The following is a 23748-nucleotide window of genomic DNA, read 5'->3' as shown; positions in this document are numbered from 1 at the left end:
AAAGGAGGAAATTGATATGTTAGAAAAAGTGGATTACAATACCCATGCTATGGAAGCATTGCAACAGTTGCCAAAGGGTGCATTCATGAATGTGAAAGTTGGCGATGAGTTGAATACCATGACAATTGGCTGGGGTAACTTAGGATTTATATGGGGGAAACCTATTTTCACTGCTTTAGTGAGGTATTCACGACATACTTATCAACTTGTAGAAAAAGCAGACGAATTTACAATTAGTTTTCCTTTGAAGGGCCAATTAAAGAAAGAACTTGGATACTGTGGTTCGAAGTCTGGTAGAGATGTGAACAAGTTTGAAGAACTTTCTTTGACTGCTATTGAAGGAAAAGATGTTAACTCACCTATGATCGATGAATGTGACCTGCATTACGAATGTAAAGTTGTGTTTAAACAGCCTATGGACCCAGAGAATTTACAAAATGCAATTAAAGGTGATTGCTATCCGGAAGATAATTATCATGTTATTTATTACGGAGAGATCGTAGGCACCTATATAAAGCATGAAGAGCCTAGCTAAAAGAAATCAATTGGAGGAATAATTGTGGATGATTCTAAACGAAGTATCCTAAACATGTTAGCAGAAGGACGGATTAGTTTGTCTGAAGCTGAAAGATTATTAGATGAACTAGAGAAGAATAGGAAGGTCAATATGCATGATAAACTAAAAGAAGTCGGTAAGAATCTTGAGGAGATGGCTGATGACTTAAATGATAGGTTTGAGGAGTTAAGTAAAGAATATAGTCCTAAGATTAAAAAGGCCGTTGAGGAAGCAGGAAAGAAAACGTCAGATATCTTGGAGGATTTGTCTAAAGAGATTAATAATTGGTTTAAATAATGAAATGAGTTATATAAGGCATGTGTATGAGTTGGGGGACCTAGCTTATCATATGTCTTTTTTTGTGTAAACTTTAAATTGATGATATGGTTATGGAAAAGTAATAGCAATAGTAATTGGGTCAAGCATAGAAGGGGTCCTATTGCGCCGGCTAGGAAGACGTCCATGTCTTAGATAGCCGGGCTCACCGTCCATGGTTCGCTGCTCCATAGGACCTCTTCTATGCTTTCTGTTAGGAATTGATTAAGTTATACATAACTGCATGGCATAAAGACTATAAGGCATAAAGACTATAGGGTATAAAGAACTATAAGGTATAAAGACTGTACGTATAAAGGCTATAAATTTCAAAGGACTGTAAGCAAAATAAAATAGATTTGAAAGTACCTTTTTATTGTGATTAGGGTTCTGCGCTATAGATATTGAATAACAGACAATGAGTATCTGACTTGACAAAAAGGTCAGACAATACTATAATTAATAATAATTATTATATAATAGTAGATATACTTAAGGAGTGATATAATGGCTAAGGAATTAGAGGTTGGTACTTTAGCACCTGATTTTGCTCTTCCTGATGCGGAAGGGAATGAAGTAAAGTTATCTGATTTGAGGGGGAAGAAGGTTGTTCTTTATTTTTACCCTAAAGATAATACAAAAGGTTGTACACAAGAAGCTTGTGATTTTAGGGATAGACAGGAAGCTTTTACTGAAAAGAATGCAGTGATCATTGGTATCAGTAAGGATAGTCAAAAATCACATAGTAACTTTATGAGTAAATATGAGTTACCTTTTGTACTGCTCAGTGATGTGGAGAAAGAGGTATGTAATTTATATGGTGTGATGCAACTGAAGAAAATGTATGGACGAGAGTACATGGGAATAGTACGGACAACCTTCATCATTGATGAAGAAGGTTACATTGAAAAAGTATACAATAAAGTAAAAGTTAAAGACCATGCAGAAGATGTCTACACCTCACTTTAAAAGAAAGTAAGATGTAGATTCTATTACTTTGATCGAATACTTGATTCACGAATAATAAGTTGAGGCCTGATTAAATGAGTTTGTATATCTATATCAGGCTTTTTTATTTTCTCCAAAAGTGATTGTCCGACTTGACGGCCTAATTCAAAGGTATCCATATGAACACAAGTCATAGGAGGCGTTAAATAAGGGGCTAAGGGATAATTATTAAAGGTGACCACAGCAATATCTTGAGGTACTCTTAATTTCATTTCCTTAAGGGCTTTCAAAGCGCCATAAGCTAAATAATTGTCTTCACAAACAACTGAATCCAAGAGGGGATTCTCTTGATAGATTCTTATCACTTCTTTATGAGCCCATTGATCATCAATAGCCTTCTCACTGATTAGTCTATCATCTAGAGAAAGATTATACTTGGTAAATGCTGTTTTATAGCCTTCAATTCTTGAGCGAGATAGAGGATTTGTTTGTGATGATCGACCTAAATAAGCAATATGACGATTACCTTGATCCAGTAGATGCAATGTTACTGTTTCCCCAGCGGCCTTGTTATTAATGTCAACACTAGGTGAATCCTTAAGTTCTTCAGAGGCACCAATGATAATAAAAGGAACACTGGAAGCTTTTAATTTTGTTATAAAAGTATCATTTAAACTATCAATTGGCAGAATTAAACCACAATATTTACGGTTATAGACATATTTTCTAAAGAAATCATCTGCATCTTTAATAGAATTGATATTAGCAACATTGATTTCATAATTATCGGGCATTAGAGTACTCTCTACGCCTCCAATAATACTATAGAAAAAAGGATCTTGAAAATGGTTCTGATGAGAGGCATTAACAAAGAGACCAACTGTTTTACTGTTTTGCTTTGCTAATTGAGTCGCATAAGGATTGGGGATATAATTCATTTCCTTCATAATATTATGCACTCTTTTTTTCGTTTCATCAGAGATGGTTGGAGAATCATTAATAACTTTTGAAACCGTTGATTTAGATACATTAGCTGCTTTTGCAATATCATTAATTGTTATTTTCATTAAATCACATCCAGTTATATTTCATTGAAAGGAAACTGCTTTCCTAGTTCAGATCTCATTAAGCATTTTCATGTCATTATTGTACTATAAAAAGATTTTATTTTCAATATTGACAAATAAATTTGAGTTTGATATGATGAAATTAAGGAAACCGGTTTACTAAGCCGATGTAGATAAGGAGAATGACACAATGGTAAGAGAAGCAGTTTATCATCAAATGGATTCTAGCTATGCTTTCTTAATTGATTTAGAAACACTAGTTATACGTCTCCGAGTGAAAAAGAATGATATTAAAAGATGTATACTTCATTATGGGGATCGATGTGATATTTGCCAACAACCTAAAATACAATCTTTAGAAATGAAGAAGAAAGCCACAGATGCACTATTCGATTATTATGAAGTCGAATTTGAGCCTGGATGGAACCGAATTTTTTATTATTTCTTATTAGATGATGGTAAGGAACAACTGTATTATTTTAATGATAATTTTTACAGCGAAGCTAATAAACCTCGTACCTTGTACTATCAATATGCTTATTTTCGTGAGAAGGATGTCGTAGAGACACCTGACTGGATTAGAGATGCCGTCATGTATCAGATCTTTCCTGATAGTTTTGCAACAGATAAAGCTTACTTATCAAGTCAAAGTGATCAATACATATCAGCAAACGGATTTAAATCAAGAAGCCACTTAGGAGGTACACTCAAAGGAATTCAGCAGAACTTGGATTACATACAAGAGTTAGGAATCAATTGTATCTATATGACGCCCATCTTTCATTCCAACTCCTATCATAAATATGATATTATTGATTACTATGAAATTGACCCCTTACTTGGCACAAAAGAAGACTTTAAGGAGCTTGTTGAAGCATGTCATCATAGAGATATAAGAATCATACTAGATGGTGTTTTTAATCATACATCTACTGACTTTTTTGCTTTTCATGATTTGTTAGAGAAAGGTGAAGACTCCATCTATAAAGACTGGTATATGGTTCATCATTATCCTGTTGAAGTTAATCATCCTCCTAATTATGAAGCCTTTGCCTATGTTGAAAGTATGCCTAGGACCAATACTGCTAATGAGGATTTAATTGATTATTTTATCAAGGTAGGAGAGTACTGGATTAAAGAATTTAATATTGATGGATGGCGATTAGATGTAGCCAACGAAATCGATCATGATTTTTGGAGAGCATTTCGAAAAGCCATGAAGAAATTAAATAAAGATATCTTTATTGTTGGAGAAATATGGGAAGATGCATATAGTTTCTTAGGTGGTGACCAATTTGATTCAGTTATGAATTATCCCTTCATGTACAATTGTGAAGAGTTTTTTGCAAAGGAAAACTTGAGTGTATCTCAATTCGATGAAAAGATGGCACATTTACGCATGCGATATAAAAGAACGATCCAGCAATGCATGATGAATTTTCTCGATTGCCATGATGTGAAAAGATTTATGCACAGTTGTCAAGAGGATAGTAATAAATTTAAAATGGCCGCAGCATTCCAATTAACCTACTTAGGGGTACCTAGTATATTTTATGGTGATGAATTAGGGTTTACTGGACTGGAGGAGCCAGAGTATCGAAGAAAAATGGAATGGTCACATCAACAAGAAGAACATGATATCTTGACATCTTATAAACGACTCATAAAGCTGAGACATTCTTTAGCTCCTTTGAGAAGAGGAGACTTAGCGACGGAGTTTGTGGATGATGATAGTGGTATTTATGCTTTTAGCAGAAATATAGAGAACCATAAAGTATTGGTTATTATGAATGGAGCTTTAAAGGAACAGTCCTGTCAATTTACAGTTCATAACTGGAACAGACTAGAACAAGTTTATGGAGAGTCAGCTTATGAAGTTACGGAAGAGCAATTAATTTGTCATTTACATGCAAAGGACGTTATGATTTTTGATATAGAAGAATCGTAGGAAGCATAACTTTTATAAGTATAAGTTTGCAGGGTTAGTAAACCGGTTTCTTTTTAGTAGAAAGTATTATAAAATGCTTTAAAGAAGCAGGTTACTATATAAAATCTCATTGGGACTATGTGATATCATGCCCCGCATAAATACATAAGACTGTTGATATCCTGTAGTTAGAAATGAGAAGATTACTATTTGAAAAAGGAGAGGTTCAAATGAAAAAATCAAGAAAAGTAGTCAGTTTGTTATGCGGATTATTGATGATCAGTTCAATCATTTTTGGTTATACCCATAACAATCAAGTCGTATCAGCAGCTACAGCATCAGGACAATCAATAGGCACAATAACAGCTAATGACAGTATCTATCAGATTATGGTTGATCGATTCTACGATGGTGATTTAAGCAATAATGGAGATCCAGGTACAATGCGATACAGTGAGAACTCTGAAGATGACTTTAGGTATATGCATGGGGGAGATTGGCAAGGTATCATCGACAAGATGGACTATATTAAGGATATGGGTTATACTGCCATATGGATATCACCAGTAACAGAACCTCAATTATGGAATATTGGAGGTTATCCAAGTGCTTATCATGGATACAACATGTATGATCCAAACAAAGCAAATCAATATTTCGGTGTGAAAGGTGATTATCAAGCTTCATTGGATAAGTTAAAAGAGCTTGTTGATACTGCTCATGCTAATGGTATTAAAGTGATTATTGATGTGGTGCCTAATCATGTGGGAGATTATCTTGAAGGTTCTAAGGATTATTATGATCAAGGACAAGAACCAGCAGCACCTTATAATAACTCTTCATGGTATCATCATAATGGTGATATTGACTGGAGTAATGAACACCCTCATACAGATGCTAACATCCAAATGTTAGAGGATCATGATTTGGGTGGATTAGATGATATTGATTTTGATAACACTGAAGCTAAGAATGCTGTATTTAATTCCATAAAGTCTTTCTTTGATTATACTGGAGCAGATGGGGCCAGGGTTGATGCGGCTAAATGCATGCACCCAAGTGATGTGGGAGCTTTAGAAGATTATTTAGGGGTTAATACATATGGCGAATGCTTCGACATGCATGTTAATTTTGTAGCTAGATGGGTCGGTGACAACGCTGAATGGGGAATGTTAGATTTTCCACTCTATCAATCGATTGTCAATGGATTTGCATATGGGCAATCATTTGATGATACTTCCTATGAAGCATTATCTTTAAAGAATACCTTCTCTCAAGATTCTTATTACAACGGGCAAGAGAATAATATGGTAACTTTCATTGATAATCATGACAAAAATCGCTTCTTAACAGAAGCCGGGGGCAATGTAGATAAGCTTCAAAATGCTATTACATTTATCTACGCAGCCAGAGGTGTACCAGTTATTTTCCAAGGTACTGAACAGAATAGGGGTAATATTAACAATACATACATCAATGGTATTGCTGATACATGGAATCGATGGAGTATGTTTACAAAGGATTCCAATGGTAACATAACAGGTGATGACTTTAATACGAATACAGATACTTATCAATTAATTACTAGTTTAAATAATCTAAGAAATGAATATGAGGCATTAAGGACTGGAAAACAAAGAGAAATGTGGGCATCAAGTAACCTTTATGCTTTTTCTCGTAGAGTGGAAAGTGGTGCAAATGAGGGGCAAGAAGTTGTTGCAGTTTTCAGCAATGCTACTAACTCACAAACTGAAACTATTTCGATAAGAACAGAAAGTACTGTTGAAGTAGGGGCACAATTCGTTAATGCACTTGATTCTTCAGATATTATAACAGTAACCTCTGGAGGCGTAACTGGTAAGCAAATAACAGTTTCAGTTGGAGCTAATCGATCTAAAATCTATGTACCCCATGAAGGTGGTGGACAGGGAAACATACCTGTTACATTTACAATCAATAATGCCTATACCTTCTTTGGACAGAATGTTTACATTACTGGTAACTGCGATGAACTAAGTAACTGGGACACAAGTACAGCAATTGGTCCTGCTAGCTGCCCTGATTACCCAACTTGGACCCTAACGATTAATTTGCCAGCTGGTCAAGAGATAGAATATAAAGCTATCAAAAAAGATGGTAGTGGTAATGTCGAATGGCAGAGTGGTAACAATCGAACATATACTGTACCTACATCTGGAACAGGGGCTATTACCATGGAGTGGTGATCAATCGTTCATAGAGAAAGTGTGTAGCTATTGAGCTACACACTTTCTCTATAATTAATACATAGAACCAGGTTACATGCTTTTGTACTCAGAACGCAACAATCCCATAACAATTTGGTCGTGATAACTACCATTTCTAAAGATTTCTTGGCGTAATACACCTTCTTGTTTAAAACCGCATTTTTCATAACATCGAATAGCTCTTTTATTGAAGGAATAGACCTTTAACTTAATTTTATTCAAGTTCATTTCATTAAAGATAAAGTCGATCAATATGTTCATAGCATCTGTACCATAACCTGAATTATGATAATCTTTATTTCCTATAAAAATACCAACTACTGTATAACTATTTTTCCAGTCAATTTCATTAACACCACAACCACCGATATATTCACCGTCTAATGTTTCGATAGCAAAGCTATATTTACCTGAACTCATGCCACTTTGACTTTCAATAAATTTCTTTTCATCATTTGGTGTAAGGGGGTACAAGATACCTGGTCTTAGATTAACCGTTACCTCTGCATCATTGATGTATTGATGTACCAGTTCCAAATCACCTTCTCTATAATCTCTTAAACGAACTAAATTCCCTTGTAAACGCATCTAAATCACCCTCTATAAATATTTTGAATAGTTTAACACAAGACATAAGTATATGCAATATAAAATGAGTGAAGTAGGGAATATTTCTTATGAATAGAAATTAAAATAATAATTGAAATCTATGGTAAATTATGCAATAATAAATATATTGGAAAAGTATTCTATTATTTGTCGAAGTTATTTTTGTATCAATAAAGGAGTGAGTACATGGGTATCTTTAAGAGATTATCAAATTTAGCAAAAGCCAAAGCTAATAATGTTTTGGATGACCTTGAAAATCCTATTGAGATGTTGGACTTAAAAATAAAAGAAACAGAAGAAAGATTGCATAGAGCAAAAGTAGCATCTGCTCAAGTTCTAGGTAACACAAGTGAAATAAAAGCCAAGAGAGACAAGGCTCACAAAGAAATGGAAGATTATTTAGGTAAAGCCAAAATTGCAAAAGAAAAAGGAACTATGGATCTTGCAAGGAAAGCACTTGTAAAGAAAATGGAAGCTGAGCGACAGTATAATCTTTTAAAAGAGCAAGCTGAACAAGCAGAAGTACAAGCAGAAGAATTGAAAACAAGATTAAAGCAAATGGAAAATGAACTTGGTAAATTGAGACAATACCGTGATGAGGCTGTAGCTAGAATGCAAAATGCAGAAGCTTCTGAGCAAGTGAATAGCATATTGGTGGATTTAGGAAGCAATGAAGATGAACTTACTATAGATGCCATTGAAAGAAAAATATCTAAAAAGGAAAATTATGCTATAGGGCTTGGTGAACTAAGAGAAGAAAGCATAGATGAAGAACTTGCAAAGCTTGATTTATCTAGTATTGATGATGAATTAGAAAAGCTATAAATGGTTATGTAATAAAGAAGAGGATGACTCCATGTCATCCTCTTCTTATTATTTATTATGAGAGTATAACATTATCCTTAATAGAATTCATTTCTGTATATTCTATGGGAGTGCAAGTATCAGCTCCTTTACTTCTTCTACAGAAGGAATTCTACCTTTAGTCTTTATCTCATCATTGATAACAAGTGCTGGGATTTCAAAAACTCCATATTGATTCATTGCTGCAAGATCTTTAATGGATTCATATGTAAGGTTAATATCTAACTGATGAATAGCAGCTTCTAAATTATTAGTTAATAAAGTACTTTTGGTATTCTGAGTAGATCCTAAAACTTTGATATCCATAAAATAACCTCCTTTAATTATTCGTTTGAGTCGACTATAAATAACGAATGGTTCTTTTATTGATTTCTTGATTAAAGCTCATGACAGGTATTTGATAAACACCAAATTTATTGAGGCTTTCTATGTCTTTTACAATATCGTATTCACTTCGTCGATTATGGGAATCAACCAACTTATTATAAGATACTGATTTAATAGGCTTGCTTTTTTTAGAACGTCGCATAAGTAATCCTCCTATCAACTGTAGATATTATATAAATTAACTATAAGACTTGAATCGGTTCTAATCTTCTAAGTATTTCCTTTTGACAACTACAGTATACTATAAATGAAAATAAAAATCAATACTAAATCATAATAATTATTATATAATATAAATTTGATTTATGGGTTGTATATTCTTATAGAAGTCATTGAAAGGACATATAGAAGACACATCAGCTTGATATACTTGAATCACATTAAGGAATGGAGGAAATTACATGAAAAATTTAAGAAAATTGATTGTTGGTGGAACACTTATTTTAACAATGTCGACTACAGTTTTAGCTGGTGAAGTAACAACTACAGACAAGCTTGATAATAGCATTGAGTGTACAGGTGATGAATGTTACTTTGGCGGGTTCGGTAATCTTACTGCGGAGCAAGAAGCTGAATTAAAGCAACTAGAATCAGAAATTGATAGACTATATGTGAAGCTTGAACCGCTTTATGCAAAAGCTGACGAAATCGTTAAAGATTTAGACGAAATTGATTTTTATGCTAATTTTGATAACTTCAAAAAGGTGATGATTAAGGAATCTGTAACAGCAGATGAAATCAGCAAAGCAAAAGAACTCTATAAGAATATTCAATTTGAAGAAAATAACAGTGAAGAAGATTGGGAAAAAGTATGGGATGCATGGGTCCAACTTGAGGAATTAGACGTATTAAAAGAAAGCTTTGCTTATTCAGATGCTTATGATGTAAATAAATTATCAGAAGCTAATCAAAAAGAATTAGCAGATCTTGATTCAGAAATAATGGACCTTGAAAAACAATTGAATGCTATCTATAATAAAATAGATGAAACATATGATGATTACTTCTATTTTGATGATGAAGACTTTGAAGACGAAGACTTTATGGATTTTTATGAAGAGTATACATTTGAAGATTTTAAAAGTGATTATTTAAAAGAAGATGCTACCAAAGCACAAATTTCTGAAGCAAAATCTTTATTTGAAAAAGCCATGAAACTTGAGGAAGATAATGATTGGGATGAAGCAACAAAAGTATGGGACGAATTATTTGAAAAAGAATATATAATTGAGATTGAATTTGAAATGGAGCCTTATACTTTTGAAGATTTCAAAATGGAGCTTAAAGATGATCTTTCAAAAGATGATTTAAAGAAAGCAGAAGAACTATTTAATCAAGCTATGCAATTAGAAGAAAAAGAGAAGTATGATGAAGCTTGGGAAGTTTGGGAGCAATTATGGTCAATGGATATTTATGATTTTGACTATGACGATTTTGACTACGAAGATTACGACTATGAAGATATGGAAGACAATAAGTAATAAGGAAAAACTATAATTTAATGCAGATAAAATAAGTAAGGAGTGGATAACCATTCCTTACTTTTGGTGCCAGGAGGATAAACAGTGAAAAAGACAGTTTTAATAGTTGAAGATGAAAAGCTAATGAGAGATATTCTTAAGGACTATTTTGAAATTGAAGGATATAATGTAATCGAAGCAGAGAATGGTATTGATGCACTTCAACAATATGAAGAACATAATGTGGATTTAATTATTCTTGATATCATGATGCCCATGTTAGATGGTTATTCTGTATGCAGAAAAATACGTGAGAAATCAGATGTGCTCATAATCATCATTACTGCTAGGGGAGAGGATGACGATCAATTACTGGGGTTTGATTTAGGAGCAGATGAATATGTGGTGAAACCATTCAGTCCAAAGGTACTTGTAGCTAGGGCAAGACAATTATTAAAACGCATATCTACCGTAACACCTATTTCTGATCTTGTCATCAAAGACAAAATAGAAATTAATAAAGGGGCTTATTCTGTGAAAGTTAACAATCAGTTACTAGATCTGGCACCAAAGGAGTTCGATATCCTCCTTTATCTTATTGAAAATGAAGGATATGTTCTGACGCGAGAAAAGTTATTGGACCAAGTATGGGGCTATGACTTTTTTGGAGATACAAGAGTTGTAGATACCCATATCAAAAAGCTTCGCAAAAAATTAGAAGATCAGGCTAAACATATACATACTGTTATACGAGTTGGTTATAAGTTTGAGGTGATAATGGATGAAGCGTAATAGCATTACTTTTAAGTTATTCTCCATCAGTCTTATTTTCATTATTGGGTTATTAGTCATTTTGGGCCTCTTTCAAAACTATTTATTATCTGATTATTATACAACGACTAAGATTAATCAGTTAGAAGACAACTTAGATGATTTCATAGAAGAGTTTCTAAATAACCAATGGACCGAAGAGAAACTGTATTGGGAATTGGAGAAGTTCTCCATTCAAAATAATGCCAGCTTAGCTGTGATGGACAGTAGCTATTTCTCTACCAGTAGTGATTTTACAAATGATTATGTGGTAACTATTGAAGATGGGAATGGTTCATCATATGATGTAATCATAGACCCCTATTTTCAAGATGAGGTAATGTATGGGCGACTACCTGAAAAAGGAGATGAAATTGAAGTAATAGGTTTTTATTACGAGGGAGATTTTTACACCCAATCTTATTACTACCCTGTTGAAATTATCCTGAACGGTATTAGTTTTAAAGATGAATTAATATACAGTAATGAGGAACTCAAATCAGAAGAAGAGTTGCTTACTGATGGTAACCTTAACGGTGAAGATACCATACACAATGAAATGGAAGATTTAGTAACCGTAAAAGGAAGTGTTGTTGATAGCGATTATTTTTTCTTTGAAGAGAAAAATGCAAATGAAGTTATCTATAATACGGATGATTTTACAATCTATGAAGATCCGTATTCGAGCATAAAATATGTAAGTATAGTAACAACTGTAGAAAAAGATGGAATGCCGATACAGTTTTATTTAGATGCTACATTACAACCTGTTGATGAGGCTAAGGGTATTATCAATCAGTATTACTTAGTCTTTTTTATCATTGCTATTCTCCTATCATTAGTCATAGCCTACTTTTTTTCTAAGATGTTCACACGACCAATTGTTGTACTGAATAATATAGCAAAAGATATGGCGGATATGAACTTTGATAAGAAATCACCTATTCAATCAAATGATGAAATTGGCATGCTATCAGAGAGTATAAATATCTTATCTACAAATTTGAAAAGTGCATTAGAGGAATTAACTGATGCGAATGTACAGCTTAAAGAGGACATTGAATTGAGAGTTAAGCAAGAAGAAGTACGTAAAGAATTTGTAGCAAATGTCTCTCATGATTTAAAAACACCTCTAGGTATCATAAAGACCTATGCTGAAGCAATTAAAGATGGTATAAAGAAAGAAAAATCAAATTACTATTTAGATGTTATATTGGATGAAATCGGATTTATGAATAGTCTTGTAATGGATATGTTGAAGTTATCCAAAATTGAATCAGGAGCTGTCGAACTAATCAAAGAAAAACTACCCGTCAAGCTCTTATTAGATGATGTAGTTAGCTATTATAAACCTATATTAGAAGAAAAGAACATGTCCATTCATTATGGAGGGAAGAATTTCGAAGCAGTAATGGATAAGAAATTAATGATACAGGTCATTAATAATCTCTTGTCCAATGTGATCGATCATGGTAATGAGGGAACCCAAATAGAGATTTACATGGATGAAGTCAATCAAAGGCTTTATTTTGCCAATGAAGGACCGTTGATAGAAGATAGAGAAATGGAAAAGATTTGGGATAGATTCTATAAGACAGAGAAATCACGAAACCGTGCTTTAGGTGGAACAGGTATAGGATTGGCCATAGTGAAAAGTATAATTGAGTCGCATAGTTTTACTTATGGTGTCAAAAACCGTAAAAATGGGGTTGAGTTCTGGATACAGCTAAAAACTTCGTAGATATTCCATTTAAAACCTTGTAAACCTGTTAAAATTGATTATAATAATAAGAGGTATATAAGTGATTTTATAAAGAATAGGGAAGAAAGTTGGAAGAAAATGAAAACATCAGATTTTTATTTTGATTTACCAGAAGAACTAATAGCTCAGTATCCATTGGAAGACCGGACAAGTTCAAAGCTTTTAGTCTTAGATAAAGATTCAGGTGCTATTGAGCACAAAGTATTTAGAGATATTATAGATTATTTCAACCCTGGTGACTGCCTGGTCCTTAATAATACAAAAGTATTACCTGCACGACTCATAGGCGCCAAGGAAGGGTCTGGGGGAAAGGTAGAATTTCTTCTTTTGAATAAGAAAGAGAATAATCAATGGGAAGTTATGGTGAAACCAGGGAAAAAAGCGAAACCAGGAGCAAGGATTCAGTTTGGCGACGGTAGATTGATGGCATCTGTGAATGAAGTTATGGAAGGTGGTAATCGTTTAGTCACCTTTGAACATGAAGGCATCTTTGAACAAGTATTAGATGAGTTGGGGCAAATGCCTTTACCTCCATACATTACTGCTGAACTAGAAGATCAAGACCGTTATCAGACAGTTTATGCTAAACACCGTGGGTCTGCAGCTGCGCCGACGGCAGGATTACATTTTACTGATCAGCTATTAGAAAAGATTAGAGCAAAAGGTGTAGAAGTTGCTTACGTAACACTTCATGTTGGATTAGGTACATTTAGACCTGTTAAAGTAGAAAATATTGATGAACATGATATGCATGCTGAATATTATTTTATTGAAGAAGAAGAAGCATATAAAATTAATAGGACCAAAGAAAATAGTGGACGCGTTATCGCTGTTGGGACAACAAGTTCTAGAACATTGGAATCTGTTGCTGATCAAAATGGAAAAATCGCAGCAGGTAGCGGATGGACAGATATTTTCATCTATCCAGGGTATCAGTTTAAAGCGGTAAATGCCTTAATTACCAATTTCCATTTACCTGAGTCCACGCTGATCATGTTAGTTTCTGCATTAGCCAGTAAAGAAAATATAATGAATGCCTATACAACTGCTGTTAAAGAAAGATATAGATTCTTTAGTTTTGGCGATGCTATGTTCATCAAATGAGAGAGAAGAAGATAAAACATAAATACGAGACAGAGCGTTTGATTTTAGAAGTTTTACAACCTGAAGATGCTTCTATAGTCCTTGACTATTACATTCGTAATAGAAGCTTTCTTGAACCATGGGAGTCAAGGAGGGATTATCCCTTTTACTCTTTGGAGTATCAGAAAATTTTATTGGAATTGGAATATAAAAAAATAATGGATAGTAAGTCCTTACGGTATTGGCTTTTTAAAAAGGAAGATTATAAGAAAAAAGTTATTGGGAACTTTGGTCTTAGCAATATTATCCGTGGTACATTTCAATCCTGCTATTTAGGTTATAAACTGGATAAAGAAGAAGAAGGTCATGGCTATATGTCAGAAGCATTAAAAGCTTGCATCCATATTGCTTTTCATGATATGGGATTGCATCGAATGGAAGCTAATATTATGCCTCATAACAAGAGGTCATCCCATGTTGTGGAAAGACTAGGGTTTTCTTTCGAGGGAATGTCTTCAAGATTTTTGAACATTAACGGTATCTGGGAAGATCATCTTAGGTATGCATTAATTAATGAGAATTTCTAAAAGTTGTTGGGCTCATACCTACATATTTCTTCATCATTTTGCTGAAGTAATAAAGATCTGAGTAACCAACAAGGTTACTAATATAACTAATCGAGTAATCCGTATTGAGTAGTAAATCTTTTGCGTGAGCTATGCGAACAGTATGAATATAAACTGTAATATTCATACCTATTTCTTGTTTAAATTTCTTACTAATATAATCAGCATGATAGCCTGTTACATGAGAGAGATGTGAGAGGCTTATTTTTTTGTAATAATTTTTTTCAATATAAGCCACCAGATAGGGGCATAAATCCACTATTTGGGTTGATGTGTCTCTTGTAAGATGATGATGAAATAGGTATTCAAATAATTGAAGAAGTTGAATTTTTGCCTGAAGCTCCCATAGAGCTTCTTTTTTTTCATGAAGCAAAATAATAGTTTTAAATATTGAAGAGATTGTTTTAATATCTTTTACTAACATATAATCAGACAATGCAAAACCCTTTTCAAAAACAGGTTCGTATCTTAATAGATTGTGATTAGGCAAGTGTTGATTAAACAAAACACTTCTTTCATTTTGCACAAGACGATTAAGATCCATAACGTCATGGCGATAAAAATAATCAAAATGAATCCAATAGACTGCACCATCAGTATCTTTTATATCAAAATAATGAGATGTATCCGGCTTGATTAAGAAAAGGGCACCAGGTTGTATTGGATAGGAACGATCATTTATGGTAATGATGCCTTTACCCTTTTCAGCGAAGATAAATTCATGATCATAGATCCTCCTCTTTTGCCCATGCCAGTTACTGGATGTCTCATAGCCTGCTTTTCTTATATAGGGATTTATCTCTGCTATATGTAAAGGAAAATTCTTCATCTCATCACCTCATATCGGAATTTGACAAATCAATATCGATTATAACCATTTATTTTTATTATAAATTATTTATAATAAAAGTAAATACCAATCAGGAGGAATATTTATGAATCGGAATAATACAAAGAAACAAGTCGTATTTATTATGACTGATACACAGAGAAAAGATATGCTGGGGTGTTATGGAAATCCAGATATGAAAACCCCAGCGCTTGATGCACTAGCTAGTAAGGGTATGCGTTTTGAAAAGGCATATACGTGCCAACCTGTTTGTGGTCCCGCTAGATCGGCATTGTTTACGGGTACTTATCCTCATTCTAATGGAAGCTGGGGGAACAGTATGCCAATAGGGGATAATGTGAGAACAATAGGACAGAGACTGAATGGAGAAGGGATTCATACTGCTTATATAGGTAAATGGCATGTTGATGGAGGCGATTACTTTGGTTTAGGGCAATGTCCAGATGGTTGGGATGCTGACTATTGGTATGATATGCGTAATTATTTAGAAGAATTAACAGATGAAGAACGCTTACTCTCAAGACAAACTAGCTTGATGAATGAAACAGATGTTGCAAGAGAATTTACATTTGGTCATCGCTGTTCCAATCGTGCAATTGATTTTATTGAACAGTGTAAAGAAGAGGATTTCTTCTTGGTCGTATCCTATGATGAACCACATGGACCCTTTATATGTCCACAACCCTATGCAGACATGTATAAGGATTACCAATTTCCAAAATCAAAAAATCTATGGGATGATTTAAGTAACAAGCCAGAACATCATGTTGCCTGGGCTGGTGATAGACTACAATTAAATAAGGACACACTTGACATGAATTTTCAATATTATTTGGGATGTAATTCTTTTGTTGATGATGAGATTGGTCGCGTTATTCAGACAATTCATGAACAGATTCCAAATGCTTTAGTGATTTATACATCTGATCATGGCGATCTATTATATTCTCATTCATTAATGAATAAGGGAGCAGCAATGTATGATGAGATTACTAATATCCCTCTTATTATGATGTGCAATGAATTCATAGAATCTGGACAGATCAATACTGATCCTGTATCCCATATTGATATGGTGCCCACCATTATGCATTATTTTGATTTACAACAATCTAAGCTTTTTGAAGGACATAGTATAATACCTACGCTACAAGTTGGAGAACGTGTTAACGATACGATCTATATAGAATTTAGTCGTTATGAAGTTGATCATGATGGATTTGGAGGATTCCAACCTATTCGATGTGCATTTGATGGTCGCTATAAGCTAGTTATTAACTTATTAGCAACGGATGAATTATATGATCTTGAAATTGATCCAGGAGAAATGGATAATCTGATTGATAATAATGAATACAGTTCCATTCGCGATGACATACATAATCGTCTACTTAATTGGATGAATGAAACCAGAGATCCCTTCAGAGGTTATTATTGGGAAAGACGTCCATGGAGAAAAGATGCAAGGGAGGCTTCATGGGATTATACATTAATGACACGTCAACGTGAAGCAGAGTACGAGCCTAGACAATTGGATTATGGTACAGGATTAGAGATGGTGGATGCGACACGTCTTAAAGGCTAGCAGAAAGTTTATTATCGTAGAGTCAAACATATTAGGAGTACTATTGCGCTGGCTGAAAAGACGTCCATGTCTTAGACAGCCAAGCTCACCGTCCATGGTTGGCTACTCCATAGTACCCCTAACATATTTTCGAACTGCTTTAGACGTAATGATTAAATACCTGATAGCTTATTAGAATACAAAAGTAGTTTAATCCCCATATAAAATGGAGTCATAGTCTCTTAAAAAAAGGAGCGATAACTCGCTCCTTTTGATAATTAGTTTGTTAATATTTCAGTCCACATTTCATCGTATATTGGATTAAAGTCTCCTAAGTCTTTTAAGAACTCTACGTCTACATGAGCAGCATCAGTAGAATAAAGGGCTGGATGGTTTTTCATTTTCTCCGGTATCATATCATCATAGGTTACTTGATTGGTTGTTGGGTAACCTACATAATTGGCGTTTGAATAGGCAACGTCTGGTCTGAGCATAAAATTGATGAAGAGCTGTGCGCCTTCTTTATTATCTGTAGTGGATGGAATACACATATTATCAACCCAGATATTACTGCCTTCTTCTGGAATGGCATAAGCTAAATCGGGATTGGCATCCATAGCGTAATAAGCTTCGCCGGAGTAAATCACTGCTAATGCAGCTTCATTACCAATCATCATATCTTGAGCTTGGTCAACCACATAGGCATAGACTAGAGGACTCTGATCAATGAGTTTTTGCTTAGCTGCTTCTAATTCAGTCATATCTTTCGTGTTGAGAGAGTAGCCTAACGACTTTAATGCAACGGCAAATGCATCACGCATGCTGCTTTGCATTAAAATGTTCTTATCGTATTCAGGATTCCAAAGAATATCCCAATTATCAACAGTTTCATCTACCATTGTAGTATTGTAAAGGATGCCTAGAGTTCCCCAGAAATATGGTACAGAATAAGTATTGGTTGAATCGTATGGTAATGCTAAAAAGTCATCCATAATATTCTCAAAGTTAGAAAGCTGATCTTTATCAAGCTCCAAAAGTAAACCTTCTGAAGCCATTCTTTCCACCATATAATCAGATGGGAAAATAACATCATATTGACTAGCTCCAGCCTTTACTTTTTGATACATTTCTTCATTAGTTTCATAGTTTTCATAATTAACTTTGATACCTGTTTCTTCTTCAAAGATTTCTAAAACACCTGGGTCAATATATTTACCATAATTATAAACGTTGATAGATTCTTGCTGACTACCACATCCAGCAAATAATGTGATGATGAGTAGAAGATATAATGATGTGAGTGTTTTTTTCATAATTGTTTGCCTCCTTATTGACTAGCTTTATGTTATATATTAATTTCTCTGTGCTTTTTCATTGGATGAGCTTAGTTTATTGACAATGAGTAATAAGGTTAACACTGATATAAACATGATGGAGGATAGAGCGTTTATTTCAGGTTTAACTCCCCGTTTAGCCATGGAGTAGATAACGATGGATAGATTGGATACACCATTACCTGCAGTAAAGAAACTAATCACAAAGTCATCAAAGGACATGGTAAAAGCAATAAGTGCACCTGAAATAATACCTGGCATGATTTCTGGGATAATGACTTTTCTATAGGCATCAAAAGGTGTTGCACCAAGATCCAGAGCGGCTTCATATACATGCTGATCTAACTGCTTTATTTTAGGAAGTACAGCTAGGATGACGTAGGGAATATTAAAAGTTATGTGAGCTAATAACATGGTTGTCATGCCAAAGCTTAAACCAATAAAGATAAAGAGAAGCATTAATGATATACCTGTAACAATATCAGCATTAAGCATAGGTAAATAAGCCAGATTCATCAGTGTAGAACGCTCTAACTTTTTCATATGACTAATACCAATAGCTGCAGCAGTACCAATGATAGTAGCTATTAATGATGAGAGTATTGCTATAATTAAAGTATAGTAAAGTGCATCCATGATTTGTGGGTCTTTAAACATGTTGATATACCACTTTAAAGTAAACCCGTCAAATCTAGCTCTGGAGCGTGATTCATTAAATGAGAAGATGATTAGGACTGCTATAGGTGCATATAAGAATATAAATATGATTGCTAAATAGAATCTTTGTATAAATTGATTGATTTTACTTACCATAGTCCACCGACACCACCTTCTTCTTTTTCATATTTCGTTATGATTCCCATGCTTAATAAGATAATCACCATAAGCACAATGGATAGAGAAGAACCAAAATACCAATTGTCTGCTTGTAAAAATTGTTGCTCGATTACATTTCCAATCAAACGCACTTGATTGCCTCCTAGGATACTTGGAACCACAAAGGTTGTTACAGCAGGCATAAATACCATGGCAATACCGCTAATAACACCTGATAAACTTAATGGAAAGATAACTTTACGAAAGACAACTATTTTATTAGCACCGAGGTCATGGGCAGCTTCAATAATGTGTTGATCCATTTTCTTTAGGACTGTGTATATGGGTAAAATCATAAAAGGTAGAAAGTTATAGACCATACCCAATACTACAGCATATTCCGTATAAAGTATATTAATTCTGAAGTTAAAACCTAGCATGCCAATGAAATTATTAAGAATACCGTTTTTCTCAAGTAGTGATAACCAAGAATAGGTTCGCAATAAAAAGTTCATCCACATGGGTAATACAATGAGCATAATCCATATATTTGATTGGGTTTGTAATCGACTTAAAATATAGGCGGCAGGATAACCAATCACCAAACAAAAGACAGTACTAATCAATGCAAGCCAGATGGATTTTGCAAATACCTTAACATATAAAGGGTCAAAGCACTTCTTTAAGTAAGCCAATGTGAAAGTATAATCACCAGTAGAATTGAGTTCAACAAAAGCATAGTAGAAAATTAAGCATAATGGAATAACTGTAAATAAAGCTACCCAGATAACAAAAGGATATGCCAGTTGTTTTCTCTTCAACTATGCCACCACCTTTTTCATAATGTGTATGTTGAAAGGAATGACTTTAATACCCACTTGTGTTCCAATAGGTTTCATGAGTGTACTATGTATCTTCCAAGTATAGTCATTACACTCAACAGAGATTTCATAGTGCACACCTTTGAAAATCACGTGAGTAACGATTCCAGATACTATCCCTTCATCAACATTTACTAATTCTACATCTTCAGGACGTACGATAACATCAACTTCTTCATTGGGATCAAATCCTTTGTCAACGCAGGTCCAGAGGGTGTCTAAGAAGTACACATCACAATCTCTAAGCATTTTTCCAGTTATAATATTACTTTCACCTATGAAATCAGCTACGAAAGCATTGTTTGGTTCATTATAAATATCTTCGGGGGAACCAATCTGCTGAATAATACCATTATTCATAACCACAATGGTATCAGACATTGTAAGAGCTTCCTCTTGATCATGAGTAACGTAGACAAAGGTAATACCTAATTGCTTTTGCATACGTTTAAGTTCATGTTGCATTTCTTGACGCATTTTTAAATCCAATGCACCTAGGGGTTCATCAAGCAGAAGTACCCGAGGTTCATTAACAATAGCTCTAGCTATAGCAATACGTTGTTGTTGACCGCCGCTTAATTGATCGATAGAACGCTTTTCGTATCCGGATAGATTAACTAAATCCAGGGCTTCTGCCACCTTGGTATGTATTTTCCTCTTTGATAGCCCTTTAATTTTTAGACCAAAAGCAATGTTGTCTACAACATTGAGATGAGGAAATAAAGCATAACGCTGAAAAACAGTATTTAAATTCCTTTTATGAGGTGGAAGGTTTGTGATAGCATTACTTTCAAAGTAAACTTGACCTTTTGTAGGCTGCTCAAAGCCACCAATAATACGTAATGTAGTAGTTTTACCACAACCACTAGGTCCTAATAAAGTAAGAAATTCATTTTCACGAATATATAGGTTAAAATCCTTTAATACTTCAGTATCGTCAAAAGACTTATGGATATTAACTAGGTTGATGAGTTTATTATCCACTTCATGCACCTCCAATAAAACTTTATAGTCTTTTTCTAAAAGTTGGGTGGGGTAGTAATCCACAAAAACTTAGCTTTTGTTTTTCCAGCGTTTATGATTTTATGAGGTTTGGTTGGTGTGAAATAAAATGTTTCCCCTTTTTTTGCTTTAAACCGTTTACGACCTACATAGACATAAATGGTACCTTGGATAACATAACCGAACTCTTCTCCTTCGTGAGGATTATCATTCTCTGTCTCACCACCAACTTCCATTTCTACGATAATTGGCTCCATCATGTTCTTTTGAGCATTAGGAACAATCCACTCAATTTTATATCTAGAATCTTCATATTCCTTAACAAAAAAATCTTCTTCTTTAAAAATGATTTGCTCATCTTCAGCTTCATTAAAAAACTCTTTTAAATTAGTTCCCAAACATTGTAAGAGATCTGTCAAAGTTGCTATGGATGGTGATGTTAAATCGTTCTCCATCTGAGAGATAAATCCCTTTGATAATTCCGCTCTATCAGCAAGTTCTTCTTGGGTTAAATTATTCATTATACGTAATTCTTTTAATCTTTTACCGATTTCCATATTGAACACCATCTTATTTTTATTTTTTTAGTAGGAAAGTCAAGTTCCGATTTATTGAATCTTCTTATTAGTAAGATTAAAGTTTAGTAATAGTAAACTCAGAATTGTGAAGTATATTATAAGGAAAAAAGAAACGGATGTCAATAAGGAATTTGAATTTTTGGATGATGGTACAGAAGAAAACAATGTTGCATTGACATCAGCACCTATAAATGAAATAATAGATTTGTACTTGATAATTACCTTACATAGAGACCTAACACTAATTACAAGTATAATACATCATTATAAGGGAGTGGCGGGATGATGAAAAAGATAAGTAATAAAATCATTCTATCAACTGTAGCCATGTGCTTGTTATTAGCAGTCGTTATTGGGTTAATGACATTTAAGCTCAGTTATGACATGCAAATGGCTAACATTGATCAATTGGGGAAAATGTTAAAAGATGACTATGATCAAATGATTAAGCATGAAGTCGAGACAGCAGTTAGTATTATGGAACATAGTTACTCTCAGTATGAAAAAAATTTAATAAGTTTAGAAGAATCAAAGTCCTTAGCAAAAGAAACCATTAGATCTCTTACATATGGCGAAAGCGGTTATTTTTGGATAGATACATCCGAAGGTAAGAATGTTCTTATGCCACCAAAACCTGAAGTTGAAGGAACTATAAGAATGGATTTGAAAGATGTTCAAGGTAATAGAATTATTGAGAACATTATAAATGCTGCTTTAGACGGTGGGGGATACACAAATTATTATTTCCCAAAAGCAGGAAGCGATGTGGCAGAGCAAAAAAGAAGTTATTCACTGTATTTTGAGCCTTATGATTGGGTGATTGGTACAGGAAATTATGTCGATGATATTGATAAGATTGTAGCTGGAGAGACGGAAGCAGCTATGACCTATTTTACCAAGTTTTATATCACTCTTCTCATAGTAACAGTAATGGTATTATTACTAGTAGGTGGTATGTCATTCTATGTGGGGAATCGAATTTCGAAACCGATTAAAGTACTTAATCAATTACTTGGACAAGTTAAAGATGGGGATTTAACCGTATATTGTGATATAAAATCAAAAGATGAAGTGGGTCAACTTGCTGAGTCTTTTAATGTTATGACCAGTCAAATAAGAGAGTTTATGAACCAGACGAAAAACCTCTCCAATACAACAGTCCAGTCTGCTAATGATATGATGCACTTAAGCAGCGATTTGAATGCCTCTTCTGAGCAGGTCGCAATTGCTGTAGATGAATTAGCAAGAGGAGCAAGTGACCAAGCACAGTCTTCACAAAAGTCAAATGAAGAGATATTTGAAATCGTTGAAGGTTTGGACAAGATTCAAGAAGAAATAAGTTTAGCCGACAAACTAATATCTGATGGTGGTAGAAGTGTAGCAAGTGGACAGCAAGCTGTTAACCAACAAAAAGTAAAGATGAGAGACAATCAATCAGCCTGTACCAACGCTGATGTAGCCATAAAAGATTTGATGAATATTTCTGGTGAAATTAGCCATATTGTCGATGTGATAGAAAGCATTTCATCACAGACAACTTTACTTGCATTAAATGCATCCATAGAAGCTGCCAGAGCGGGAGAATACGGTAGAGGCTTTGCTGTAGTAGCTGATGAGATTAGAACACTTGCAGAAGAATCCATTACATCAACGCAGAAAATCAGTGAGATTGTCATCAAAATACAAAGTAAAGTAGACGTAGCTTCAAATGAGATGAATCAAGCTCAACAGGCTGTTGAAGATCAGAATCATTCTTTAACTGAAACTATAGATTCTTTTGATAAAATTAGACAATCTGTTGAAACCATAAGTGATAGAATTAAAGCTGTTGTACAGCAGACAAGTGCATTGGCGAAAAATGCCAATGCATCCAGTGAAGAAATTGGAAACATAGCAAGTATTTCAGAAGAAACAGCAGCCAGTACAGAGGAAGTATCAGCATCATGCCAAGAGCAAGCAGCAAGCATGAATCAGATTGCTGAAAAGGTACAAGACTTGAATCAGCTGGCTGAGGAGCTCAACACCAGCATGAAAAGATTCAAAATATAAAATGAGAGGCTTTT

At 34.2% G+C, this 23748-nt stretch carries 23 protein-coding genes; 13 read left to right on the top strand and 10 right to left on the bottom strand.

All coding sequences use genetic code 11. From position 1 onward, the window contains the following. Positions 1–16 precede the first annotated feature (16 nt). The 3 genes from C1Y58_RS01415 (at position 17) to bcp (ending at position 1840) form a co-directional block, all read left to right on the top strand. Positions 17–535, top strand: a complete 519-nt coding sequence (locus C1Y58_RS01415; RefSeq protein ID WP_105614206.1) for a flavin reductase family protein — start codon at positions 17–19, stop codon at positions 533–535. A 24-nt stretch (positions 536–559) separates the two neighbouring features. Continuing rightward, complete coding sequence (locus tag C1Y58_RS01410) at positions 560–853, top strand: SHOCT-like domain-containing protein (RefSeq protein ID WP_105614205.1); 294 nt, start codon at positions 560–562, stop codon at positions 851–853. 525 nt (positions 854–1378) lie between these two features. Continuing rightward, on the top strand, positions 1379–1840 hold the full coding sequence (gene bcp / locus C1Y58_RS01405) for a thioredoxin-dependent thiol peroxidase (protein ID WP_105614204.1): 462 nt from the start codon (positions 1379–1381) through the stop codon (positions 1838–1840). A 23-nt stretch (positions 1841–1863) separates the two neighbouring features. Here bcp and C1Y58_RS01400 read toward each other — a convergent pair whose 3' ends face one another. After that, positions 1864–2886 carry a LacI family DNA-binding transcriptional regulator gene (locus C1Y58_RS01400; protein WP_105614203.1) on the bottom strand — a complete coding sequence of 341 codons (1023 nt, stop codon included), beginning with the start codon at positions 2884–2886 and terminating at the stop codon, positions 1864–1866. Positions 2887–3076: 190 nt separating this feature from the next. On the opposite strand from C1Y58_RS01400, the gene C1Y58_RS01395 reads away from it, so the two are divergent. Both C1Y58_RS01395 and C1Y58_RS01390 read left to right on the top strand, forming a co-directional pair. Continuing rightward, positions 3077–4834 (top strand): glycoside hydrolase family 13 protein, encoded by a 1758-nt coding sequence (locus C1Y58_RS01395; RefSeq protein ID WP_105614202.1) that lies wholly within the window; start codon positions 3077–3079, stop codon positions 4832–4834. A 209-nt stretch (positions 4835–5043) separates the two neighbouring features. Continuing rightward, positions 5044–7038, top strand: a complete 1995-nt coding sequence (locus tag C1Y58_RS01390; protein WP_105614201.1) for an alpha-amylase family glycosyl hydrolase — start codon at positions 5044–5046, stop codon at positions 7036–7038. A 72-nt stretch (positions 7039–7110) separates the two neighbouring features. Here the strand turns inward: C1Y58_RS01390 and C1Y58_RS01385 are convergent, their stop codons facing one another. Then, on the bottom strand, positions 7111–7647 hold the full coding sequence (locus C1Y58_RS01385) for a GNAT family N-acetyltransferase (RefSeq protein WP_105614200.1): 537 nt from the start codon (positions 7645–7647) through the stop codon (positions 7111–7113). A 207-nt stretch (positions 7648–7854) separates the two neighbouring features. Here C1Y58_RS01385 and C1Y58_RS01380 point away from each other — a divergent pair, with 207 nt between their 5' ends. Further along, the gene (locus C1Y58_RS01380) at positions 7855–8493 is read left to right on the top strand and encodes a PspA/IM30 family protein (RefSeq protein WP_105614199.1); all 639 of its coding nucleotides are present in this window, start codon (positions 7855–7857) and stop codon (positions 8491–8493) included. A gap of 102 nt (positions 8494–8595) precedes the next feature. On the opposite strand, the gene C1Y58_RS01375 is transcribed toward C1Y58_RS01380, so the two are convergent. Together C1Y58_RS01375 and C1Y58_RS01370 are read right to left on the bottom strand one after the other, a co-directional pair. Then, complete coding sequence (locus C1Y58_RS01375) at positions 8596–8838, bottom strand: thioredoxin family protein (protein WP_105614198.1); 243 nt, start codon at positions 8836–8838, stop codon at positions 8596–8598. A gap of 34 nt (positions 8839–8872) precedes the next feature. Beyond that, positions 8873–9061, bottom strand: coding sequence for a hypothetical protein (locus C1Y58_RS01370; protein ID WP_105614197.1), 189 nt, complete (start codon positions 9059–9061; stop codon positions 8873–8875). 259 nt (positions 9062–9320) lie between these two features. Between C1Y58_RS01370 and C1Y58_RS01365 the strand changes: the two genes are divergently transcribed. The 5 genes from C1Y58_RS01365 to C1Y58_RS01345 all read left to right on the top strand — a co-directional run bounded on the left by C1Y58_RS01365 (position 9321) and on the right by C1Y58_RS01345 (position 14621). Continuing rightward, a complete protein-coding gene (locus C1Y58_RS01365; protein ID WP_105614196.1) occupies positions 9321–10400 on the top strand; it encodes a hypothetical protein in 1080 nt (359 codons plus the stop codon). 84 nt (positions 10401–10484) lie between these two features. After that, complete coding sequence (locus C1Y58_RS01360) at positions 10485–11171, top strand: response regulator transcription factor (RefSeq protein ID WP_105614195.1); 687 nt, start codon at positions 10485–10487, stop codon at positions 11169–11171. Beyond that, entirely contained in the window at positions 11161–12930 is a 1770-nt protein-coding gene (locus C1Y58_RS01355; protein WP_105614194.1) for a sensor histidine kinase, read from the top strand. The genes C1Y58_RS01360 and C1Y58_RS01355 overlap by 11 nt, the downstream gene beginning before the upstream one ends. Positions 12931–13029: 99 nt before the next feature. Then, the gene (queA, locus tag C1Y58_RS01350) at positions 13030–14055 is read left to right on the top strand and encodes a tRNA preQ1(34) S-adenosylmethionine ribosyltransferase-isomerase QueA (protein WP_105614193.1); all 1026 of its coding nucleotides are present in this window, start codon (positions 13030–13032) and stop codon (positions 14053–14055) included. A gap of 38 nt (positions 14056–14093) precedes the next feature. After that, positions 14094–14621, top strand: a complete 528-nt coding sequence (locus C1Y58_RS01345; protein WP_242985309.1) for a GNAT family N-acetyltransferase — start codon at positions 14094–14096, stop codon at positions 14619–14621. Here the strand turns inward: C1Y58_RS01345 and C1Y58_RS01340 are convergent. Next, a complete protein-coding gene (locus C1Y58_RS01340) occupies positions 14605–15489 on the bottom strand; it encodes an AraC family transcriptional regulator (protein WP_105614192.1) in 885 nt (294 codons plus the stop codon). The two genes, C1Y58_RS01345 and C1Y58_RS01340, sit on opposite strands and share 17 nt — an antisense overlap. Positions 15490–15595: 106 nt before the next feature. Here C1Y58_RS01340 and C1Y58_RS01335 point away from each other — a divergent pair, with 106 nt between their 5' ends. After that, positions 15596–17095, top strand: coding sequence for a sulfatase-like hydrolase/transferase (locus C1Y58_RS01335; RefSeq protein WP_105614191.1), 1500 nt, complete (start codon positions 15596–15598; stop codon positions 17093–17095). Between the two features lie 257 nt (positions 17096–17352). Here C1Y58_RS01335 and C1Y58_RS01330 read toward each other — a convergent pair whose 3' ends face one another. The 5 genes from C1Y58_RS01330 to C1Y58_RS01310 are packed head-to-tail and all read right to left on the bottom strand — an operon-like array spanning position 17353 to position 21664. Then, positions 17353–18387, bottom strand: coding sequence for an ABC transporter substrate-binding protein (locus tag C1Y58_RS01330; protein WP_105614190.1), 1035 nt, complete (start codon positions 18385–18387; stop codon positions 17353–17355). Between the two features lie 39 nt (positions 18388–18426). After that, the gene (locus C1Y58_RS01325) at positions 18427–19221 is read right to left on the bottom strand and encodes an ABC transporter permease (protein ID WP_105614189.1); all 795 of its coding nucleotides are present in this window, start codon (positions 19219–19221) and stop codon (positions 18427–18429) included. After that, complete coding sequence (locus tag C1Y58_RS01320) at positions 19215–20045, bottom strand: ABC transporter permease (RefSeq protein ID WP_105614188.1); 831 nt, start codon at positions 20043–20045, stop codon at positions 19215–19217. Before C1Y58_RS01320 ends, C1Y58_RS01325 begins: the two co-directional genes overlap by 7 nt. Continuing rightward, entirely contained in the window at positions 20046–21089 is a 1044-nt protein-coding gene (potA, locus tag C1Y58_RS01315; RefSeq protein ID WP_105614187.1) for a spermidine/putrescine ABC transporter ATP-binding protein, read from the bottom strand. Between the two features lie 35 nt (positions 21090–21124). Then, complete coding sequence (locus tag C1Y58_RS01310) at positions 21125–21664, bottom strand: helix-turn-helix domain-containing protein (RefSeq protein ID WP_105614186.1); 540 nt, start codon at positions 21662–21664, stop codon at positions 21125–21127. 303 nt (positions 21665–21967) lie between these two features. Here C1Y58_RS01310 and C1Y58_RS01305 point away from each other — a divergent pair, with 303 nt between their 5' ends. Then, entirely contained in the window at positions 21968–23734 is a 1767-nt protein-coding gene (locus tag C1Y58_RS01305; protein WP_105614185.1) for a methyl-accepting chemotaxis protein, read from the top strand. Positions 23735–23748: the final 14 nt, after the last annotated feature.

Origin of the sequence: Vallitalea okinawensis (assembly GCF_002964605.1) — a bacterium.
GTDB classification, from domain to species: Bacteria; Bacillota; Clostridia; order Lachnospirales; family PQDH01; genus Vallitalea_A; species Vallitalea_A okinawensis.
The sequence above is the reverse complement of the archived record's forward strand: the minus strand, read 5'-3'. Positions and strand labels throughout refer to the sequence as shown.

Coding starts and splice junctions, on each gene's coding strand:
- C1Y58_RS01415 (WP_105614206.1), top strand. CDS start 17: ATGTTAGAAAAAGTGGATTACAATACCCATGCTATGGAAGCATTGCAA.
- bcp (WP_105614204.1), top strand. CDS start 1,379: ATGGCTAAGGAATTAGAGGTTGGTACTTTAGCACCTGATTTTGCTCTT.
- C1Y58_RS01400 (WP_105614203.1), bottom strand. CDS start 2,886: ATGAAAATAACAATTAATGATATTGCAAAAGCAGCTAATGTATCTAAA.
- C1Y58_RS01395 (WP_105614202.1), top strand. CDS start 3,077: ATGGTAAGAGAAGCAGTTTATCATCAAATGGATTCTAGCTATGCTTTC.
- C1Y58_RS01390 (WP_105614201.1), top strand. CDS start 5,044: ATGAAAAAATCAAGAAAAGTAGTCAGTTTGTTATGCGGATTATTGATG.
- C1Y58_RS01385 (WP_105614200.1), bottom strand. CDS start 7,647: ATGCGTTTACAAGGGAATTTAGTTCGTTTAAGAGATTATAGAGAAGGT.
- C1Y58_RS01380 (WP_105614199.1), top strand. CDS start 7,855: ATGGGTATCTTTAAGAGATTATCAAATTTAGCAAAAGCCAAAGCTAAT.
- C1Y58_RS01375 (WP_105614198.1), bottom strand. CDS start 8,838: ATGGATATCAAAGTTTTAGGATCTACTCAGAATACCAAAAGTACTTTA.
- C1Y58_RS01370 (WP_105614197.1), bottom strand. CDS start 9,061: ATGCGACGTTCTAAAAAAAGCAAGCCTATTAAATCAGTATCTTATAAT.
- C1Y58_RS01365 (WP_105614196.1), top strand. CDS start 9,321: ATGAAAAATTTAAGAAAATTGATTGTTGGTGGAACACTTATTTTAACA.
- C1Y58_RS01355 (WP_105614194.1), top strand. CDS start 11,161: ATGAAGCGTAATAGCATTACTTTTAAGTTATTCTCCATCAGTCTTATT.
- queA (WP_105614193.1), top strand. CDS start 13,030: ATGAAAACATCAGATTTTTATTTTGATTTACCAGAAGAACTAATAGCT.
- C1Y58_RS01340 (WP_105614192.1), bottom strand. CDS start 15,489: ATGAAGAATTTTCCTTTACATATAGCAGAGATAAATCCCTATATAAGA.
- C1Y58_RS01335 (WP_105614191.1), top strand. CDS start 15,596: ATGAATCGGAATAATACAAAGAAACAAGTCGTATTTATTATGACTGAT.
- C1Y58_RS01330 (WP_105614190.1), bottom strand. CDS start 18,387: ATGAAAAAAACACTCACATCATTATATCTTCTACTCATCATCACATTA.
- C1Y58_RS01325 (WP_105614189.1), bottom strand. CDS start 19,221: ATGGTAAGTAAAATCAATCAATTTATACAAAGATTCTATTTAGCAATC.
- C1Y58_RS01310 (WP_105614186.1), bottom strand. CDS start 21,664: ATGGAAATCGGTAAAAGATTAAAAGAATTACGTATAATGAATAATTTA.
- C1Y58_RS01305 (WP_105614185.1), top strand. CDS start 21,968: ATGATGAAAAAGATAAGTAATAAAATCATTCTATCAACTGTAGCCATG.